This is a genomic window from Streptomyces sp. NPDC054834 (assembly GCF_053611185.1).
Genome location: NZ_JBSGZV010000047.1, coordinates 59,837 through 76,483, shown reverse-complemented (window position 1 = coordinate 76,483; position 16,647 = coordinate 59,837). Strand labels below are relative to the sequence as shown.

16 protein-coding genes and 1 pseudogene are annotated in these 16,647 nt (G+C 71.1%); 8 read left to right on the top strand and 9 right to left on the bottom strand.

Going from position 1 to position 16,647, the window contains the following annotated elements:
- Positions 1 to 93 precede the first annotated feature (93 nt).
- Together ACWGJM_RS39955 and ACWGJM_RS39950 are read right to left on the bottom strand one after the other, a co-directional pair.
- A pseudogene (locus tag ACWGJM_RS39955) lies at positions 94 to 462 on the bottom strand (peptide-methionine (S)-S-oxide reductase); the annotation flags it as partial.
- 94 nt (positions 463 to 556) lie between these two features.
- Positions 557 to 1,675 (bottom strand): hypothetical protein, encoded by a 1,119-nt coding sequence (locus ACWGJM_RS39950; RefSeq protein WP_453416657.1) that lies wholly within the window; start codon positions 1,673 to 1,675, stop codon positions 557 to 559.
- A 130-nt stretch (positions 1,676 to 1,805) separates the two neighbouring features.
- Between ACWGJM_RS39950 and ACWGJM_RS39945 the strand changes: the two genes are divergently transcribed.
- Positions 1,806 to 2,960: a cystathionine gamma-synthase gene (locus ACWGJM_RS39945; protein ID WP_453416656.1), complete on the top strand. Its 1,155-nt coding sequence runs from the start codon at positions 1,806 to 1,808 to the stop codon at positions 2,958 to 2,960.
- 15 nt (positions 2,961 to 2,975) lie between these two features.
- On the opposite strand, the gene ACWGJM_RS39940 is transcribed toward ACWGJM_RS39945, so the two are convergent.
- The 3 genes from ACWGJM_RS39940 to ACWGJM_RS39930 all read right to left on the bottom strand — a co-directional run bounded on the left by ACWGJM_RS39940 (position 2,976) and on the right by ACWGJM_RS39930 (position 4,346).
- The gene (locus ACWGJM_RS39940; RefSeq protein WP_453416655.1) at positions 2,976 to 3,224 is read right to left on the bottom strand and encodes a hypothetical protein; all 249 of its coding nucleotides are present in this window, start codon (positions 3,222 to 3,224) and stop codon (positions 2,976 to 2,978) included.
- Positions 3,221 to 3,724 carry a sigma factor-like helix-turn-helix DNA-binding protein gene (locus tag ACWGJM_RS39935; protein ID WP_453416654.1) on the bottom strand — a complete coding sequence of 168 codons (504 nt, stop codon included), beginning with the start codon at positions 3,722 to 3,724 and terminating at the stop codon, positions 3,221 to 3,223. Before ACWGJM_RS39935 ends, ACWGJM_RS39940 begins: the two co-directional genes overlap by 4 nt.
- A 115-nt stretch (positions 3,725 to 3,839) precedes the next feature.
- Positions 3,840 to 4,346: a MarR family winged helix-turn-helix transcriptional regulator gene (locus ACWGJM_RS39930; protein ID WP_453416653.1), complete on the bottom strand. Its 507-nt coding sequence runs from the start codon at positions 4,344 to 4,346 to the stop codon at positions 3,840 to 3,842.
- Positions 4,347 to 4,509: 163 nt separating this feature from the next.
- Here ACWGJM_RS39930 and ilvA point away from each other — a divergent pair, with 163 nt between their 5' ends.
- The 3 genes from ilvA to ACWGJM_RS39915 all read left to right on the top strand — a co-directional run bounded on the left by ilvA (position 4,510) and on the right by ACWGJM_RS39915 (position 7,730).
- The gene (gene ilvA, locus ACWGJM_RS39925; RefSeq protein ID WP_453416652.1) at positions 4,510 to 5,739 is read left to right on the top strand and encodes a threonine ammonia-lyase; all 1,230 of its coding nucleotides are present in this window, start codon (positions 4,510 to 4,512) and stop codon (positions 5,737 to 5,739) included.
- 111 nt (positions 5,740 to 5,850) lie between these two features.
- Complete coding sequence (locus tag ACWGJM_RS39920; RefSeq protein ID WP_453416651.1) at positions 5,851 to 6,876, top strand: ATP-binding cassette domain-containing protein; 1,026 nt, start codon at positions 5,851 to 5,853, stop codon at positions 6,874 to 6,876.
- Positions 6,873 to 7,730 carry an ABC transporter permease gene (locus tag ACWGJM_RS39915; protein ID WP_453416650.1) on the top strand — a complete coding sequence of 286 codons (858 nt, stop codon included), beginning with the start codon at positions 6,873 to 6,875 and terminating at the stop codon, positions 7,728 to 7,730. Before ACWGJM_RS39920 ends, ACWGJM_RS39915 begins: the two co-directional genes overlap by 4 nt.
- A gap of 70 nt (positions 7,731 to 7,800) precedes the next feature.
- Here ACWGJM_RS39915 and greA read toward each other — a convergent pair whose 3' ends face one another.
- Both greA and ACWGJM_RS39905 read right to left on the bottom strand, forming a co-directional pair.
- The gene (gene greA / locus ACWGJM_RS39910; protein ID WP_453416649.1) at positions 7,801 to 8,301 is read right to left on the bottom strand and encodes a transcription elongation factor GreA; all 501 of its coding nucleotides are present in this window, start codon (positions 8,299 to 8,301) and stop codon (positions 7,801 to 7,803) included.
- A 169-nt stretch (positions 8,302 to 8,470) separates the two neighbouring features.
- Positions 8,471 to 8,869: a DUF4307 domain-containing protein gene (locus tag ACWGJM_RS39905; RefSeq protein ID WP_453416648.1), complete on the bottom strand. Its 399-nt coding sequence runs from the start codon at positions 8,867 to 8,869 to the stop codon at positions 8,471 to 8,473.
- Between the two features lie 102 nt (positions 8,870 to 8,971).
- Between ACWGJM_RS39905 and mca the strand changes: the two genes are divergently transcribed.
- Complete coding sequence (mca, locus tag ACWGJM_RS39900; RefSeq protein ID WP_453416647.1) at positions 8,972 to 9,853, top strand: mycothiol conjugate amidase Mca; 882 nt, start codon at positions 8,972 to 8,974, stop codon at positions 9,851 to 9,853.
- 1 nt (position 9,854) lies between these two features.
- Entirely contained in the window at positions 9,855 to 10,088 is a 234-nt protein-coding gene (locus ACWGJM_RS39895; protein ID WP_453416646.1) for a hypothetical protein, read from the top strand.
- 6 nt (positions 10,089 to 10,094) lie between these two features.
- On the opposite strand, the gene ACWGJM_RS39890 is transcribed toward ACWGJM_RS39895, so the two are convergent.
- Complete coding sequence (locus ACWGJM_RS39890) at positions 10,095 to 13,292, bottom strand: tetratricopeptide repeat protein (RefSeq protein WP_453416645.1); 3,198 nt, start codon at positions 13,290 to 13,292, stop codon at positions 10,095 to 10,097.
- Between the two features lie 32 nt (positions 13,293 to 13,324).
- Positions 13,325 to 13,723, bottom strand: coding sequence for a hypothetical protein (locus ACWGJM_RS39885; RefSeq protein WP_453416644.1), 399 nt, complete (start codon positions 13,721 to 13,723; stop codon positions 13,325 to 13,327).
- An 81-nt stretch (positions 13,724 to 13,804) separates the two neighbouring features.
- On the opposite strand from ACWGJM_RS39885, the gene ACWGJM_RS39880 reads away from it, so the two are divergent.
- Positions 13,805 to 14,383, top strand: a complete 579-nt coding sequence (locus ACWGJM_RS39880; RefSeq protein WP_453416643.1) for an ArsR/SmtB family transcription factor — start codon at positions 13,805 to 13,807, stop codon at positions 14,381 to 14,383.
- Positions 14,364 to 16,448: a thioredoxin domain-containing protein gene (locus ACWGJM_RS39875; RefSeq protein WP_453416642.1), complete on the top strand. Its 2,085-nt coding sequence runs from the start codon at positions 14,364 to 14,366 to the stop codon at positions 16,446 to 16,448. The genes ACWGJM_RS39880 and ACWGJM_RS39875 overlap by 20 nt, the downstream gene beginning before the upstream one ends.
- Positions 16,449 to 16,647 lie beyond the last annotated feature (199 nt).

The following is a 16,647-nucleotide window of genomic DNA, read 5'->3' as shown; positions in this document are numbered from 1 at the left end:
TACGCGGGCGACCAGGACACCCAAAACCGTTCGGGATGTCCGCAGTGACCAGGTTTGGGTCCAAGACTCACTCCTGCTCACTGATTAGGAACGGTTGTGGGACTCCCAGAAGGTCTTCAGAAGGCGGTCGTACGAGATCAGCTTCGGGTCGTAGACCACGCGGACGGCCTCCGTGTGGCCGGTCAGGCCCGAGCAGACCTCCTCGTACATGGGGTTCTTGGTGTAGCCGCCCTGGTAGCCGACCAGGGTCGTCCACACCCCTGCCGGGAGCTGCCAGAACTTGCGTTCGGCGCCCCAGAAGCAGCCCAGGCCGAAGTCGGCGATCTCCAGACCCTCGGGGTAGGGGCCCTGGAGGGGGTTGCCGAGGACGGTGTGGCGGTCGGGGACCTCGAACGCGGGCGCGGGCCGGCCCTTGAGCGCCTGCTCGGCGGTGGGCAGCTGGGGCGTACGGCCGAAGAGCATGAGGTCTCCCTGTCGGTCTGGGGTGAGCCGCCCGCACGGGGCGCCGACGGCACCCCGCACAACGTTTCGGATACCGCCCGAATTCCGGTTCCGGTCAGGTGAGCAGGGTCGCCGGGCTGCCGCCGTTCGCCTCGTAGCCCGCCACCGCCAGGGCGCGGTGCAGGGCGAACTCGGCGGCCGGCTCGGCGGACAGGATCCAGGGGAGGGCGCCGACGTGGCCGTCGACGTGTATCAGCTGGTTCATGGCCTCCGCCCAGCGTTCGGCGCGCACCAGGAAGAAGACCAGCAGGTGGCGGACGTGCGCCTGCATCGGGTCGTCGGGGCGCGCCGCGTGCACCGCGTGGAGTGCGCCGTGGATCGCCTTGGTGACGACCTCGCTCTGGTAGAAGCTGCTGACCAGGTTCACCTCGGGGAGGTGCTCGAACACCGCGAACAGCGGCATCGCGGCCAGCAGGGAGCCCTGCGGGGCACGGGCCGCGGCGGCCTCCGCGAAGGAGTACGCCAGCTCCCGGGAGCCGTGCCACTTCTCGCACCAGTAGTGCAGGGCCGCGAGATGGGCGCCCATGTGGGCGGGAGTGCGGTCCAGGATCCTCAGCCAGAGCTTCTCGAACTCCGGCTGGGAGTAGGCCAGTCCGCGCGCCACCGACAGCTCGACGATATGCGGGACCGGGTCGCCGGGCGCCAGCAGGGCCGCCTGGGCGCAGGCTTCCCGGGCCTCCTCCATGATGATCCGGAACTCGTCCGAGCCCGGCGTCGACGTGCGCCACGCCTGCTGCACCAGGAACTCCGCGTGCACGGCGGCGCCACCCGCGTCCTTGGGCTGCTCGGCCCGCCACACCCGCAGCCACTGCCCGCCGGGCGTCTCGTGGACCCCGCCGGGCCGCTGCCGCAACTCGAGCGCCGCCGCGCCCGCGAAGGCCTGCACGCGCTGCCAGCGCGGCTCGCCCTCGGTCTCGGTGCCGGCCAGCAGCTGCGCCGCCGCGCGGTAGTCCTGCGTGCGCTGCACCAGGTCCAGGACGTCCAGCAGGTCCTGGTCGGGGCCGGGCATCCGGATGTCCAGCTCCTCCTGGCGCACGAAGCCGTAGTCCGCCGGGTCCGCGGCGTCCGGGTGGTCCGGAGACACCAGCTCGATCATCCCGCGCCTGCGCCGCAGCGTCGGGAGCAGCACGAAGCCCAGCATGAGCAGCGCCATCAGGACCCAGAGAATCGCCATGCGTCAAGCGAACCAGACGCCGCCGACAATTGGCCAACCGGTTCGCGGCACCTGTGGAAAACCCCTCCGCCCCACCGGCCGAGCCCCGGCGTCCGTCATCAGCCCCGCGAGCGCATTACGCTCGGTCCCCATGAGCGACAGGCACATCAGTCAGCATTTCGAGACTCTCGCGATCCACGCGGGCAACACCGCCGATCCCCTGACCGGCGCGGTCGTCCCGCCGATCTACCAGGTCTCGACCTACAAGCAGGACGGCGTCGGCGGCCTGCGCGGCGGCTACGAATACAGCCGCAGCGCCAATCCGACCAGGACCGCCCTGGAGGAGAACCTCGCCGCCCTGGAGGGCGGTCGCCGGGGCCTGGCGTTCGCGTCCGGGCTGGCGGCCGAGGACACCCTGTTGCGTACGCTGCTCAGCCCCGGCGACCACGTCGTCATCCCCAACGACGCCTACGGCGGTACGTTCCGTCTGTTCGCGAAGGTCGTCACCCGGTGGGGCGTCGAGTGGTCCGTCGCCGACACCAGCGATCCGGCCGCCGTACGGGCCGCGATCACCCCGAAGACCAAGGCGGTCTGGGTGGAGACCCCCTCCAACCCGCTGCTCGGCATCACCGACATCGCCGCCGTCGCCCAGGTCGCCCACGCCGCCGGCGCGAAGCTCGTCGTGGACAACACCTTCGCCACGCCGTACCTCCAGCAGCCGCTCTCGCTCGGCGCGGACGTCGTCGTGCACTCCCTCACGAAGTACATGGGCGGCCACTCGGACGTCGTCGGCGGCGCGCTGATCACGGCGGACGAGGGGCTGGGCGAGGAGCTGGCGTATCACCAGAACGCGATGGGCGCGGTCGCCGGGCCCTTCGACTCCTGGCTGGTGCTGCGCGGAACCAAGACGCTGTCGGTGCGCATGGACCGGCACAGCGAGAACGCCACGAAGATCGCCGACATGCTCACCCGGCACGCGCGCGTGACGAGCGTCCTGTACCCGGGGCTGCCCGAGCACCCCGGTCACGAGGTCGCCGCCAAGCAGATGAGGGCGTTCGGCGGCATGGTCTCCTTCCGGGTCGCGGGCGGCGAGGAGGCGGCCGTCGAGGTGTGCGACCGGGCGAAGGTCTTCACGCTCGGTGAGTCCCTGGGCGGTGTCGAGTCGCTGATCGAGCACCCGGGGCGCATGACCCACGCCTCCGCGGCCGGCTCGGCCCTGGAGGTCCCCGCAGACCTGGTCCGCCTCTCCGTGGGCATCGAGAACGTCGAGGACCTCCTGGAGGACCTCCAGCAGGCCCTCGGCTAGTCCCGGCTCCCGGGGTCACCAGCCGGTCAGCGGTGGAGTCGTCTGGGACGGCGGCTCCACCCAGGGGTGTGCCGTCAGCGCCCAGACGGTGAAGGCGACGCACGCGGCGCACAGCAGCAGCCACAGCAGGCGGCGGGCCGCGGTCCTGCGGCGCAGCAGCCGGCCGCCGCGCCGCACGGCGTCCGCGTACAGCTCCGGCGGCACCCGCGGGGACATCTCCTCCATCATGCGCCGCACGGTGGCCTCACGTGCGGACCGGTTCATGACGGCGCCACCTTCGCCCCCGCCACCGCCGGCGGCTGCCTGCGGGGCGGGTCCAGCACGGTGGCCGTCGCGCGGTCGCAGATGACGCAGACCCGCTCCAGGGGCAGCCCGAGCAGTGCCGCCACCTGTTCCTCGGCCACTCCTTCGTACAGCCGCAGGACGACGATCAGGCGCTCCTGGGGCGTGAGGACGGCCAGGGCGTTGCGGGGGTGCGGGCGAGGGCGGGCGAAGCCGCCGTACTCGTGCCATGCGCCGCGGGCGAACCGCGTGGCCAGATACTGGCGGGCGCAGTCGTACGGGTCCTCTCCGCGCAGCCGGTCCCAGCAGGCGTACGTGTGTGCGAGCGCCAGCGTCAGCAGGCGCCGCGCGCGCGGGTTGTCGTCCGGAGCCTCCCCGGTGAGCAGTGTGGCGGCATGCAGCAGCCGCCCGCCCGCACCCGCGACGAACGCCTCGAACTCCCGGGCACGGCGGGCGTGTCCGGACGCCTGCCGTTCTTGCACCGCGCCTCCCCCCGGGGCCGTCTGGTCTCATATCAGGCCAGTGGCGGGCCCGCGGTCAAGAGTCGTGCGGCACGCGCGTGTGCGGACCCGCCGCCGGGGGGCGGCGCGGGGGAACTCAGGAGGCCGTCGGCGTCTCCGGCGCCGGCAAGCCCTGGACCGTCATGCGCGTGGAGAGCGCGGTGTTGAAGCGCGTCAGGAGCGTGCAGAACGCCTCGCGCTCCTCCGGCGCCCAGTCGTGTGTCAGCTCGGCCATCAACTGACGCCTGGACGAGCGCACTTCCTCCAGCCGGGACAGCCCGCGCGGCGACAGCTGGAGCACCACCGCGCGCCCGTCCTCGGGGTGCGAGGTGCGCTTGACGAGCCCGGTGTCCACGAGTGGAGCAACCTGCCGGGTGACCGTCGAGGAGTCGATCCCCATGCTCGCGGCGAGCGCCTTGACACCCATCGGGCCTTCCTTGTCGAGGCGGTTGAGCAGCAGGTATGCGGCGCGGTCCATGGAGTTGCGCACCTGCCCGACGCCGCCGAGCCGGGTCTGTTCGGCACGGCGGGCGAACACCGCGACCTCGTGTTGCAGCGTGTCGAGGAGACCGGTGTCACCGACGGTCGTCATGTCCATCGACATTTCAGGTGTTGTGGGCATGGCCGGGGGCTCGCTTCATCAAGGGGGTGCTGGGTTGGGGGACAGAGTACGCGGCTGGGGGGTGGGCCGTACGGGCGCTGCGCAAACCGGTCTCGGAGGTTGGTCACACCAGTCGCTCACGACTGTGAACTGCGAGACTGGAGTCATGAGCTACAGCACGGCTGACTCCTTCCTGCCCGTGACCCTCGACGACGTGCGCGGCGCGCAGAAGATGCTGTCGGGGGTGGCGCGGGTGACCGCGATGGAGGGCAGTCGGCACCTGTCCCAGCTCGTCTCCGCGCCGGTGCACCTGAAGTGCGAGAACCTCCAGCGGACGGGTTCGTTCAAGCTGCGCGGCGCGTACGTGCGGATCGCCGGGCTGCTGCCCGAGGAACGGGCCGCCGGAGTGGTCGCCGCGAGCGCCGGCAACCACGCGCAGGGCGTGGCGCTGGCCTCCGCGCTGCTCGGGGTGCACGCCACCGTGTTCATGCCGAAGGGCGCACCGCTGCCCAAGATCAGCGCCACCCGTGACTACGGCGCCGAGGTGCGCCTGCACGGCCAGGTGGTCGACGAGACCCTGGCCGCCGCCCAGGAGTACGCGGCGGAGACCGGCGCGGTGTTCATCCATCCCTTCGACCACCCGGACATCATCGCGGGGCAGGGCACGGTCGGCCTGGAGATCCTGGAGCAGTGCCCGGAGGTGCGCACGATCGTCGTCGGCATCGGCGGCGGCGGGCTCGCGGCCGGCATCGCGGTGGCGGTCAAGGCGCTCCGGCCGGAGGTGCGGATCGTCGGTGTGCAGCCGGAGGGCTCGGCGGCCTACCCGCCCTCGCTCGCGGCCGGGCGTCCCGTGGCGATCGAGAACCCGGCGACGATGGCCGACGGCATCAAGGTCGGGCGTCCCGGCGACGTGCCGTTCGGCATCATCGGCGACCTCGTCGACGAGGTCCGCACGGTCAGCGAGGACGAGCTGTCCGCGGCGCTGCTGCTGTGCCTGGAGCGGGCCAAGCTGGTCGTGGAGCCGGCCGGCGCCAGTCCGGTCGCCGCGCTGCTGAGCGACCCCGGGGCTTTTCCCGGGCCGGTCGTCGCGGTGCTCTCCGGCGGCAACGTCGATCCGGTGCTGCTCCAGCGCGTCCTGCGGCACGGTATGGCCGCGCAGGGCCGCTACCTGGCCGTTCGGCTGCGGCTGACCGACCGTCCCGGCGCCCTCGCCACGCTCCTCGGGGTGTTGTCAGAGGTGGACGCTAACGTCCTCGACGTGAGCCATGTACGGACCGATCCCCGGCTCGGGCTCACGGAGGCGGAGGTGGAGCTGCACCTCGAGACGAAGGGACCGGCGCACTGCGTCGAGGTCGGCCAGGCGTTGCGCGAGGCGGGTTACACGGTCATCGCCTGAGGCAGTGGCCTCGGGGTCACTCGTTCGAGTATTTCCATTGAGGGACGCGATACATCGCGTTACTCTGTGTCGCGGATCCTCCGAAGCATCCCCGAAGACGTGGAGACTCATATGCCAGGCGCCATCTATGCCGAAGGCCTGGTGAAGACCTTCGGCGACGTAAAGGCATTGGACGGCGTCGACCTCGACGTTCCCGAGGGCACGGTCCTCGGCCTGCTCGGGCCGAACGGCGCGGGCAAGACGACGACCGTCCGCTGTCTGACGACCCTGCTGCGCCCCGACCGCGGCCAGGCGGTCGTCGCGGGCATCGACGTGCTCAAACACCCCGACGCCGTACGCCGCTCCATCGGCCTCTCCGGCCAGTTCGCGGCCGTCGACGAATACCTGACCGGCCGGGAGAACCTCCAGATGGTGGGCCGGCTGTACCAGATGAGGGCCAAGGCGGCGAAGACCCGCGCGGAGGAGCTGCTGGAGCAGTTCAACCTCACGGACGCCGCCGACCGGCCCACCAAGACCTACTCCGGCGGCATGCGCCGCCGGCTCGACCTCGCGGCGGCCCTCGTGGTCTCACCGCCCGTGATGTTCATGGACGAGCCGACGACCGGTCTCGACCCACGCAACCGGCAGCAGCTCTGGGAGGTCATCAAGCAGCTGGTCTCGGGAGGGACGACCCTGCTGCTCACCACCCAGTACCTGGAAGAGGCCGACCACCTCGCCCATGACATCGCGGTCGTCGACCACGGCCGGGTCATCGCCAAGGGCACCTCCGACCAGCTCAAGGCCCGCACCGGCGGCGAGCGCGTGGAGGTCGTGGTGCACGAGCGCGAGCACATGGCGACCGCCGAGGAGGTGCTGCGCGGCTTCGGCAAGGGCGACACCACGGTCGAGGAGCACACCCGCATGCTCACGGTGCCCGTCACCGGTGGTGCCAAGCTGCTCGCCGAGGTCATCCGCGAGCTGGACACCCGTGGCATCGAGATCGACGACATCGGGCTGCGCCGTCCCACCCTCGACGACGTCTTCCTGTCCCTGACGGGACACGTGGCCGAGGTGAAGGACGCGGAGAAGGGCGAGGAGAACGGCGCCGCGAAGACCGGCGCGAAGATCGCCGCGAACACCAAGGAGAGCGTGAAATGAGCGCCGTCACCGACACCGTGCCGGTCGCGGCACCCCGCAACCCCGTCGGCCAGTCCGTCCGGGACTCGCTGATCGTCGCCCAGCGGAATCTGATCCGCATGTCCAGGATTCCCGAAATGGTCATTTTCGGGCTCATCCAGCCGATCATGTTCGTGGTGCTGTTCACCTACGTCTTCGGCGGCTCCATGCAGATCGGCGGCAGCACGAGCGCGACCGCCTACAAGAACTTCCTCATGGCCGGCATCTTCGCGCAGACCGTCACCTTCGCCACCGCCAGCTCCGGCGCCGGCATCGCCGACGACATGCACAAGGGCCTCATCGACCGCTTCCGCTCGCTGCCCATGGCGCGCGGTGCGGTGCTCACCGGGCGCACGCTCGCCGATCTGGTCCAGACGGCACTGACCCTCTTCGTTCTCGCCGTGGTCGCGCTGCTGGTCGGCTGGCGTACCGGGACGGTAGGGGACACCAACGCCGGCAAGGTGCTGGCAGCCTTCGGGCTGCTGCTTCTGCTCGGGTACGCGTTCACCTGGATCGGCGCCCTGATCGGCCTGTCCGTGCGCACGCCCGAGGCGGCCACCTCCGGCGGGCTGATCTGGCTCTTCCCGGTGACCTTCATCTCCAACGCGTTCGTCGACACCAGCAACATGACCCCGTGGCTGCGTCACGTCGCGGACTGGAACCCGTTCAGTGCCACCGTCCAGGCGGCCCGCGTCCTGTTCGCCAACGCACCCAAGTCGGCGTCGGACGCCTGGCCCATGCAGCACCCGGTGTGGGCCTCGCTGATCTACTCGGTCCTGATCGTCGTCATATTCCGGACGCTCGCGGTGCGCAAGTACCGCTCGGCGACCGCATGACAAGGCCCCCGGCGCCACACGGACGCCGGGGGCAGGTCAGGAAACATGGGCAGGGCCGGGCCGGAGCCTCTCAGCCCGAGTACGGCTCGGCCTTCAGGATCCGTACCGAGGACTTCTTGCCGTTGGGCAGCTCGTACTCCGCGTCCTCGCCGACCTTGTGGCCGATCACGCCGGCGCCCAGCGGGGACTGCGGCGAGTACGTCTCGATGTCGGCGCTCGCGTACTCGCGCGAGGCGAGCAGGAACGTCAGGGTGTCGTCCTCGTCACCGTCAAAGGCGATCGTCACGACCATGCCGGGCGCGACCGCACCGTCGGTCGAGGCCGGAGCCTCGCCGACCTGGGCGTTCTCCAGGAGCTGGGTCAGCTGGCGCACACGGAGTTCCTGCTTGCCCTGCTCCTCCTTGGCCGCGTGGTACCCGCCGTTCTCGCGCAGGTCGCCCTCCTCGCGCGCGGCCGCGATCTTGGCGGCGATCTCCGTGCGCGCAGGACCAGTAAGGTACTCAAGCTCATCCTTGAGCTTGTTGTACGCCTCCTGGGTCAGCCAGGTGACGTTCTCGCTGGTCTGGGTCACAGGGTGCTCCTCGTCGGTACTGGGAATACAAAGCATCGCCCTACCCAGAAGAATGTTCCTCCATGGGAGGGCGAAACCACGAGCCTAACAATTCAAGTGCCGAAGGGGGAGGACATAAGCCTCCAGATTCATGTCAACGCAGGTCAGAGCCTACGTATTCCGCATGACGTCAGTCGGCGTGGCACCCGAGCAACTCGGCTGTGGTGCCTTTGGACAACGTACGGAGCGTGACCACCCGGTCGATCCGCGTGGCGGATCCGGAGAAGTGGAACTCCCCCCGGCCCACCACGTCACCGTCGGCGGCCTGGGAGCGCAGGGTGCAGTAGCCGGAGGCGCCGGAGTCCTTGTGGACCTCCAGATGCACCTTGACCGCGTTGTCCGAAGCCTCGAAGGTGATCACCTGCGCGCTGATCTCGTTCTGGGCGACGTAGTGGTAGGCGAAGTAGCCGACCAGCGCCAGCAGGGCCGCGCCGAAGACGACCGCGGCGATCTTGAGCTTGCGGTCGGCGCGCTCGTCCGAGGAGCGGCCGTAGCGGCCCTCGGGGAGCCGCGTGCTCGCCGTGCTCATGATCGTCCTCTCCGCGGAATTATTCGCCCGCCGTTTCGGTCACTATAGAAGCCGCCGATCGCACCCGAGGACACGGGGGCGCCGACTTATGAGGATTGAGTCTTGACTGACCAACTGCGACTGATGGCCGTCCACGCGCACCCCGACGACGAGTCGAGCAAGGGCGCGGCCACCATGGCGAAGTACGTGTCGGAGGGGGTGGACGTGCTGGTGGTGACCTGCACCGGCGGGGAGCGAGGCTCCATCCTCAACCCGAAGCTCCAGGGCGACAAGTACATCGAGGAGCACATCCACGAGGTCCGCAAGAAGGAGATGGACGAGGCCCGCGAGATCCTCGGGGTCAGGCAGGAATGGCTCGGCTTCGTCGACTCCGGCCTGCCCGAGGGCGACCCGCTGCCCCCGCTGCCCGAGGGCTGCTTCGCCCTCGAGGACGTCGACAAGGCGGCCGGTGAGCTGGTCAAGCAGATCCGCTCCTTCCGTCCCCAGGTGATCACCACCTACGACGAGAACGGCGGCTACCCGCACCCCGACCACATCATGACCCACAAGATCTCGATGGTGGCGTTCGAGGGCGCGGCGGACACCGAGAAGTACCCGGAGGGCGAGTTCGGCCCGGCGTACCAGCCGCTGAAGCTGTACTACAACCAGGGCTTCAACCGCCCGCGCACCGAGGCCCTGCACCAGGCGATGCTCGACCGGGGCCTGGAGTCCCCCTACGGCGAGTGGCTCAAGCGCTGGAGCGAGATCGAGCGCAAGGAGCGCGTGCTCACCACGCACATCCCCTGCGCGGAGTTCTTCGAGATCCGGGACAAGGCGCTGATCGCGCACGCCACCCAGATCGACCCGGACGGCGGCTGGTTCCGCGTCCCGATGGACGTCCAGAAGAAGGTCTGGCCGACGGAGGAGTACGAGCTGGCGAAGTCCCTCGTCGATACCTCCCTCCCCGAGGACGACCTCTTTGCGGGCATCCGCGACAATGCCTGACATGAGCGCGAGCCTGGCACTGACGCACCTCGTCCCCCTCGCCCAGGAGGTCGACAAGAACAAGGTCACCCCCGGCGTCCTCGGCTTCATCGTCTTCGCGGTGATGGCCGTGGCCGTCTGGGCCCTGATGAAGTCCATGAACAAACACATGCAGAAGGTCGACTTCAAGGAGGCCCCGGACCCCAAGGGGGAGTCCGAAGCCGCCCCCGCCGACGCCAAGCCCCAGCGGGGCTGAGCGGGGTCACTGCCCGGCCGGCACCGGAACGCCCATCACCTCCCGGGCATGCCGGTCCGGCACCATCCCCAGCCGCCATGCCTGCCAGCCCGCTTCCAGGCTGACCTCCCGTTCCAGGAGCAGCTGGTACGCACCGACGTATTCGCCCAGCTTCTCGTCCCGGCCCGGATGGCCGGCCCGGGCGAGCTGGGCCAGTTCCTCCTGGGCCACCGCCGTGCCGACCTCCACCCCACCGGGGGCCGCATACGGCAGCAGGGTGCAGCGCAGGAAGCGGGCCCAGTCCTCACCCCGGCGGTCGCCGTACCCGGTGAACAGACCGAGAGCCTCGTCGCACAGGCTGAGAGCCTGCTGGGTGCGGGCGTTGCCCGCGTCGACGACCGCCAGCTCCAGGCAGGTCCAGGCCTCCCCGTGGCCGACGCCGATGCGCTGGAAGTCGGCGCGGGCGTCGACCAGGAGCTGACGGGCGAAGCCGGAGTTGCGCAGCGAGCCGGTCTGGGCGGCGCGCTGGTCGCGGGTCACGCGGGCCGAGTGGTGGCGGGCGCAGGCCAGGCCGTAGACGTCCCGCATCCGCGAGAACATCGTGCGGGAACGCTCCAGCTCACGGACCGCCTGGTCCAGATTGCCGGTCTCCTCCAGCGCCAGGCCCAGGTAGAAGCCCGTCCAGGCCTCGCCGCGCACATCCTCGTTCTCCCGGTGCCGGGCGGCCGCCTGACGCAGGCCCTCCACCGCCGGGGACGCGTCGCCGTCGACCAGACGGGCCCGGGCCAGCTGCGTCAGGGCCCAGGCCTCGCCGCGGGCGTCGCGGGTACGCCCGTAGCGGTCGAGGGCGGCCCCCAGCTCCGTCTCCGCCCGCGGCACGTCACCCATGCGCAGCGCCAGCTGGCCGAGCTGGAAGTGGGCCCAGGCCTCGCCGTGCACCGAACCGCCCTCACGGTGCAGGACCAGGGAACGCGTCAGCAGGTCCAGGGCTTCCGGCAGGCGGGCGCGGTCGCGCTGCACCGCGGCCAGCGCGTGCATCGTCCAGGCCCGGTCCGTGGCCAGCTCGGGCGCCGCCTGGAGGTCCAGGGCCTCCTCCAGCTTGGCCGCGGCCTCCGTGAGGTTGCCCTGGTGGTGCAGGGTGATGCCGAGCGAGCACAGGGCACGGGCCGCGCCCGCGTCGTGATGAGCCTCCAGATAGAGGTCGACCACGGACGTCAGGGTGGTGCGTGCCTTGTCCAGCTCGCCGAGCTGACGGGCTGCGATACCCGTGCGCCACTGCACGGAGCGCACCAGCAGACCCTGGTCGACGGCCTGCGCGAGCTCGCTGATCTCGCCGAGGCGGTAGAGGTCGCCACGCAGCAGGCAGTAGTCGCACAGGGCGCCGAGCAGGTTCAGCACCGCCGACTGGTTCACGCCCTCCGCATGGCGCAGCGCCGCCGTGATGAAGCTCGACTCGTCGTCCAGCCAGCGCAGCGCCTCGTCGAGGGAGGTGAAGCCGTGCGGCCCGAAGCGGTCCGAGCGGGTCGACATGTTGCCGTCGACCAGGCGGAGCACGGAGTCGGCGAGTTCCGCGTAGTTCACGATCAGCCGTTCCTGCGCGGCCGTCCGCTCGGCCGGGTCCTCCTCGTCCAGCAGACGTGCGTGGGCGAAGGCGCGCACCAGGTCGTGCAGCCGGTAGCGGTTGCCGCGGACGTGGTCGATCAGGCCGGCCCGGGCGAGGGCGACGAGGTGACGGGTGGCTTCGGGCTCGTCGGTGGCGAGCAGCGCGGCCGCCGCGGCGGCGCCGAGGGAGGCGCGGCCCGCCAGCGCCAGCCGTCTCAGCAGCCGCCGGGCCGGCTCCGACTGGTCGGTGTAGCGCAGCCACAGCACGCGCTCCACCGGCTCGACCGGGCCGTATGCCGCCAGGTCCGTGGCCAGCCCGCGGGCCGACCGCGGGCCCAGGCAGGATCCCGCGACGCGCAGCGCCAGCGGCAGGCCGCCGCACAGCTCCCGGATCCGGTCGCTGGACTGGGCGTCGTAGGGCCCCGAGGCGTCCTGCGCGGCCGCCTCCAGCAGTTCCTCCGCGCCCGCCGCCTCCAGGGGCTCGACCGGGAGCTGGTGCACCCAGGCCAGCAGGTCCGCCGGCAGGTCGAGAGGTTTGCGCGCGGTGACCAGCACCAGGCTGTCGGAGCGGTCGGGAACGAGGGCGCGGACCTGCTCGGCGTTCGAGGCGTCGTCCAGCACGATCGTCACCGGCAGGCCCGTCAGATGCTGGTGGTAGAGCTCGCTGAGCCGCTTGACCTGCTGGTCGGGGGAGGACCGCTCGCGGAACAGCAGCTGTTCGCGGGGCGCGCCGAGCCGGTTGAGCAGATGCAGCAGCGCGTCCCGGGTGGACAGCGGCGGCTCCTGGCTGTCGCCGCGCAGGTCGACGACGACCGCGCCGCGGAAGTGGTCCTTCAGATCGTGCGTCGCGCGGACCGCGAGGGTCGTCCGGCCCGAGCCGGGAGACCCGTACAGGACGACCACCGTCGGCCGGGTCTCGGTCGTCGCCCGGGCCGACTGCACCCACTGCCTGATCCGCGCCATCTCCGTCCGCCGCCCCGCGAACGGACCCTCGGGGTCCGGTAGTTGCGCGAAGGACTGCTCGAGCACCGTGCGCCTGCGGGCCGCCGCGCTCTTGTCCGAGCCGCGCAGCTGGGGCCCGTTCTTCTTCGGGCCCGTGGAGGCGCTGAGCACCCGCTGCTGGTCGAGGAACGGACGGATGCCCCGTACCTCCAGCGCGGTCAGCCACTGGAGGCGCAGCTGTTCCGGGCCGCCCGGCTGGCCGGCCGCGCCGGCCCGGTGGTGGGCCGCGGGCAGGTGGGAGCCGGCGACCTTCACGACGGTGGCCGCCGCGCCCACGACGCCGACGGCGACACCCGCGCCGAACGCGGTCGCCGCGCCGGTGCCGAGCGACAGATCGGCCACGGTGGCCGCGACCGCCGCGACTCCCGCCACCAGCAGGGGAGTACCGGCGCCCTCGCGCGCGTAGCGCTGGCCGAAGGTGAGCCGTCCCGCCTCCCCCTCGTCGAGGGCGCGCGTGTACGCCTCGTACTCCTCGGCGGCCGTCCTGGAGATCGAGTCCAGTGCGCCGCGCGCCCGCGACAGCAGTACCTGCCCGTCGATCCGTCCGCCGGAGCGCCGTACCTCCTCCTCCACGGCCCGCACCACCAGCCGCTCGGCCTCCGCCTGATGGCCGTCCCGCATGTCCCGTCCCCCTCCGGCGGCAACTTCTTTGCCTATGAGTGTCCTTCGGGGGAAGCGGGAGCGCGAGAGGGCCGACGATCACGGAGTGCCAGAAGCACGCAGGCGGTGGCGAGCGCGGCCTCCGCCACCGCGCAGGCGGCGGCCTGGAACAGGGCGGCGCCCGAGGGCGCCGTGGTTATGTCGAACCAGGCGTCGAGGACCGCGACGGCGGCTGTCGCGGAGGCGGTGAGGCGGGCTCGGGCGTCGCCGCGCAGGCCCAGGAGCGCGGTGGCGGCGCAGCCCGTGGCCATGAAGACGTCGAGGCCGATCCAGGCGAGGGACCAGTGCCGGACCTCGGTGCTCGCCGGGAGAGTCAGGCCGAGCACCACCATCCACGGCACCAGCAGGGCCGCGGCCACGCCGAGCAGGGTCAGGATCCGTTTCGATCGCATGCCCCCACCCTAGAACGCAGAGAAAATTCTGCAAAGAAATTTCTGCGGAAATCGGGGATGTCTCAGGGATACCGTGACGGCATGACCGAGATGACCAGCCTTGAGCGCACCGCTCTGTACAAGTCCCTCGGCAACCCCCTGCGCCGCCGGATCCTCGACTACCTCGGCCGGCACGGCGAGGCGAACTCCACCGTGCTCGCCCGCGAACTCGGTGAGAGCTCCGGCACCACCAGCTACCACCTGCGCAAACTCGCCGAGCAGCGGCTCATCGAGGAGATCCCGGAGAAGTCCGGCGGCCGCGAACGCTGGTGGCGGGCCCTGCCCTTCAGTCACGCCACGCCCGACCCCGCCACGATGTCCCCGGAGGAGTACGCGGCCGCCGAACACCTCGCCCTGCTCAGGATCGAGATCGACACCAGACTGTTCCGCCGCGCCCATGAGGAGTACCGGGGGCCGCAGGGCTGGGCCCAGGTGCAGCGCGCCGGCACCTGGATGACCAAGGAGGACCTGCACGCCTTCGTCCGCGACTACCAGGAACTCCTCGACCGCTACGGCCACTCCGACGAGGACGTCCCGGAGGGGGCGCGCCGGGTGAACCTGCGCTTCTACGCCGCCCCCGACACCGTGGGAGAGTGGAACGGTGAACCGACTGGCCCATGAGACGTCCCCGTACCTGCTCCAGCACGCCGACAACCCCGTCGACTGGTGGCCCTGGTCGGCCGAGGCCTTCGAAGAGGCCCGCGAGACCAACAAACCCGTGCTGCTCAGCGTCGGGTACAGCAGCTGCCACTGGTGCCATGTCATGGCGACGGAAAGCTTCGAGGACCAGGTCACCGCCGACTACCTCAACGACCACTTCGTCAGCATCAAGGTCGACCGCGAGGAACGCCCGGACGTCGACGCCGTCTACATGGAGGCCGTCCAGGCGGCGACCGGGCAGGGCGGCTGGCCCATGACGGTCTTCCTCACGCCGGGCGCCGAGCCGTTCTACTTCGGCACCTACTTCCCGCCCGCCCCCCGGCACGGCATGCCCTCCTTCCGGCAGGTGCTGGAAGGTGTCCGGCACGCCTGGAGCGAGCGCAACGACGAGGTGACCGAGGTCGCCGGGAAGATCGTGCGGGACCTCTCGCAGCGGGAGATCGGCTACCGGACGGCGCAGGTCCCCGGCGAGGAGGAGCTCGCCCAGGCCCTCCTCGGTCTCACCCGCGAGTACGACCCGCAGCGCGGCGGCTTCGGCGGTGCGCCCAAGTTCCCGCCGTCGATGGTCCTCGAGTTCCTGCTGCGCCACCACGCCCGCACCGGCGCCGAGGGCGCCCTCCAGATGGCGCGGGACACCTGTGAGCGCATGGCGCGCGGCGGGATCTACGACCAGCTCGGCGGCGGCTTCGCCCGCTACTCCGTCGACCGCGACTGGATCGTGCCCCATTTTGAGAAGATGCTTTACGACAATGCCCTTTTGTGTCGTGTGTACGCCCACCTGTGGCGGGCCACTGGTTCGGAGCTCGCCCGCCGGGTAGCCCTGGAGACCGCCGACTTCATGGTCCGCGAACTGCGCACGGCCGAAGGCGGGTTCGCCTCCGCGCTGGACGCCGACAGCGAAGAGGAGGTGCCGCGCGAAGCGCGTCTTCAGAAGGGTGGTGGTGGGCGACGGGAGGGCGGCACGGGCCGGCACGTCGAGGGCGCGTACTACGTGTGGACGCCGCAGCAGCTGACGGACGCGCTCGGCCCGGAGGACGCCGAACTCGCCGCCCGGTACTTCGGCGTGACCGAGGAGGGCACCTTCGAGCACGGGCAGTCGGTCCTGCAACTCCCGCAGCAGGACGGCGTGTTCGAAGCCGACCGGGTCGCGGCCGTCCGCGAGCGCCTGCTGCGCGTGCGCGGCGAGCGCCCCGCCCCCGGCCGCGACGACAAGGTGGTCGCCGCCTGGAACGGCCTCGCCATCGCCGCCCTCGCCGAGACCGGCGCCTACTTCGACCGCCCCGACCTGGTCGAGGCCGCGGTCGGCGCCGCCGATCTCCTCGTACGGCTGCACCTGGACGAGCACGCCCGTCTGGCCCGCACCAGCCGTGACGGCCGGGCCGGCGCCAACGCCGGTGTGCTGGAGGACTACGCCGATGTCGCCGAGGGCTTCCTCGCGCTGGCGTCCGTGACCGGCGAGGGGGTGTGGCTGGAATTCGCCGGGCTGCTCCTCGGCCATGTGCTCACCCGCTTCACCGACCCGGAGACCGGCGCCCTCTACGACACCGCGGCCGACGCCGAGCGGCTGATCCGCCGGCCCCAGGACCCTACGGACAACGCAGCCCCCTCCGGCTGGACGGCCGCCGCGGGCGCCCTGCTGGGCTATGCCGCCCACACGGGTTCCGAGGCCCATCGGACCGCCGCCGAGAAGGCGTTGGGCGTCGTGAAGGCGCTCGGCCCGCGCGTCCCGCGGTTCGTCGGGTGGGGGCTGGCCGTCGCGGAGGCACTCCTCGACGGGCCTCGCGAGGTCGCCGTCGTCGGTCCCTCGCTCGACGACCCGGCCACAAGGACCTTGCACCGTACGGCACTTCTGGGCACCGCCCCGGGCGCGGTCGTCGCCGTCGGCACCTCGGACGGTGACGAGTTCCCGCTCCTCGCCGACCGGCCCCTCGTGGACGGTGCGCCGACCGGGTACGTCTGCCGTAACTTCACGTGCGACGCCCCGACGACCGACCCGGAGCGGCTGCGCGCCGCCCTGAACGGCTGAAACGCGCGGAGAACAGGCCGTACATCTTGTCGGAATTGGGTAAGTGTTCGGATAGATACCGCTTCCCATACCACCGTTCCGAAACATGCTATTTATCGGAACAGTGCCCTCGCTTCACAGTTCCCCCCTAGGCTCCCCACAGTGCCGCGACGGTTGTAACCCGCCGTCGCGGCAGGGGGACTTGGGGATCTGGGGGGAT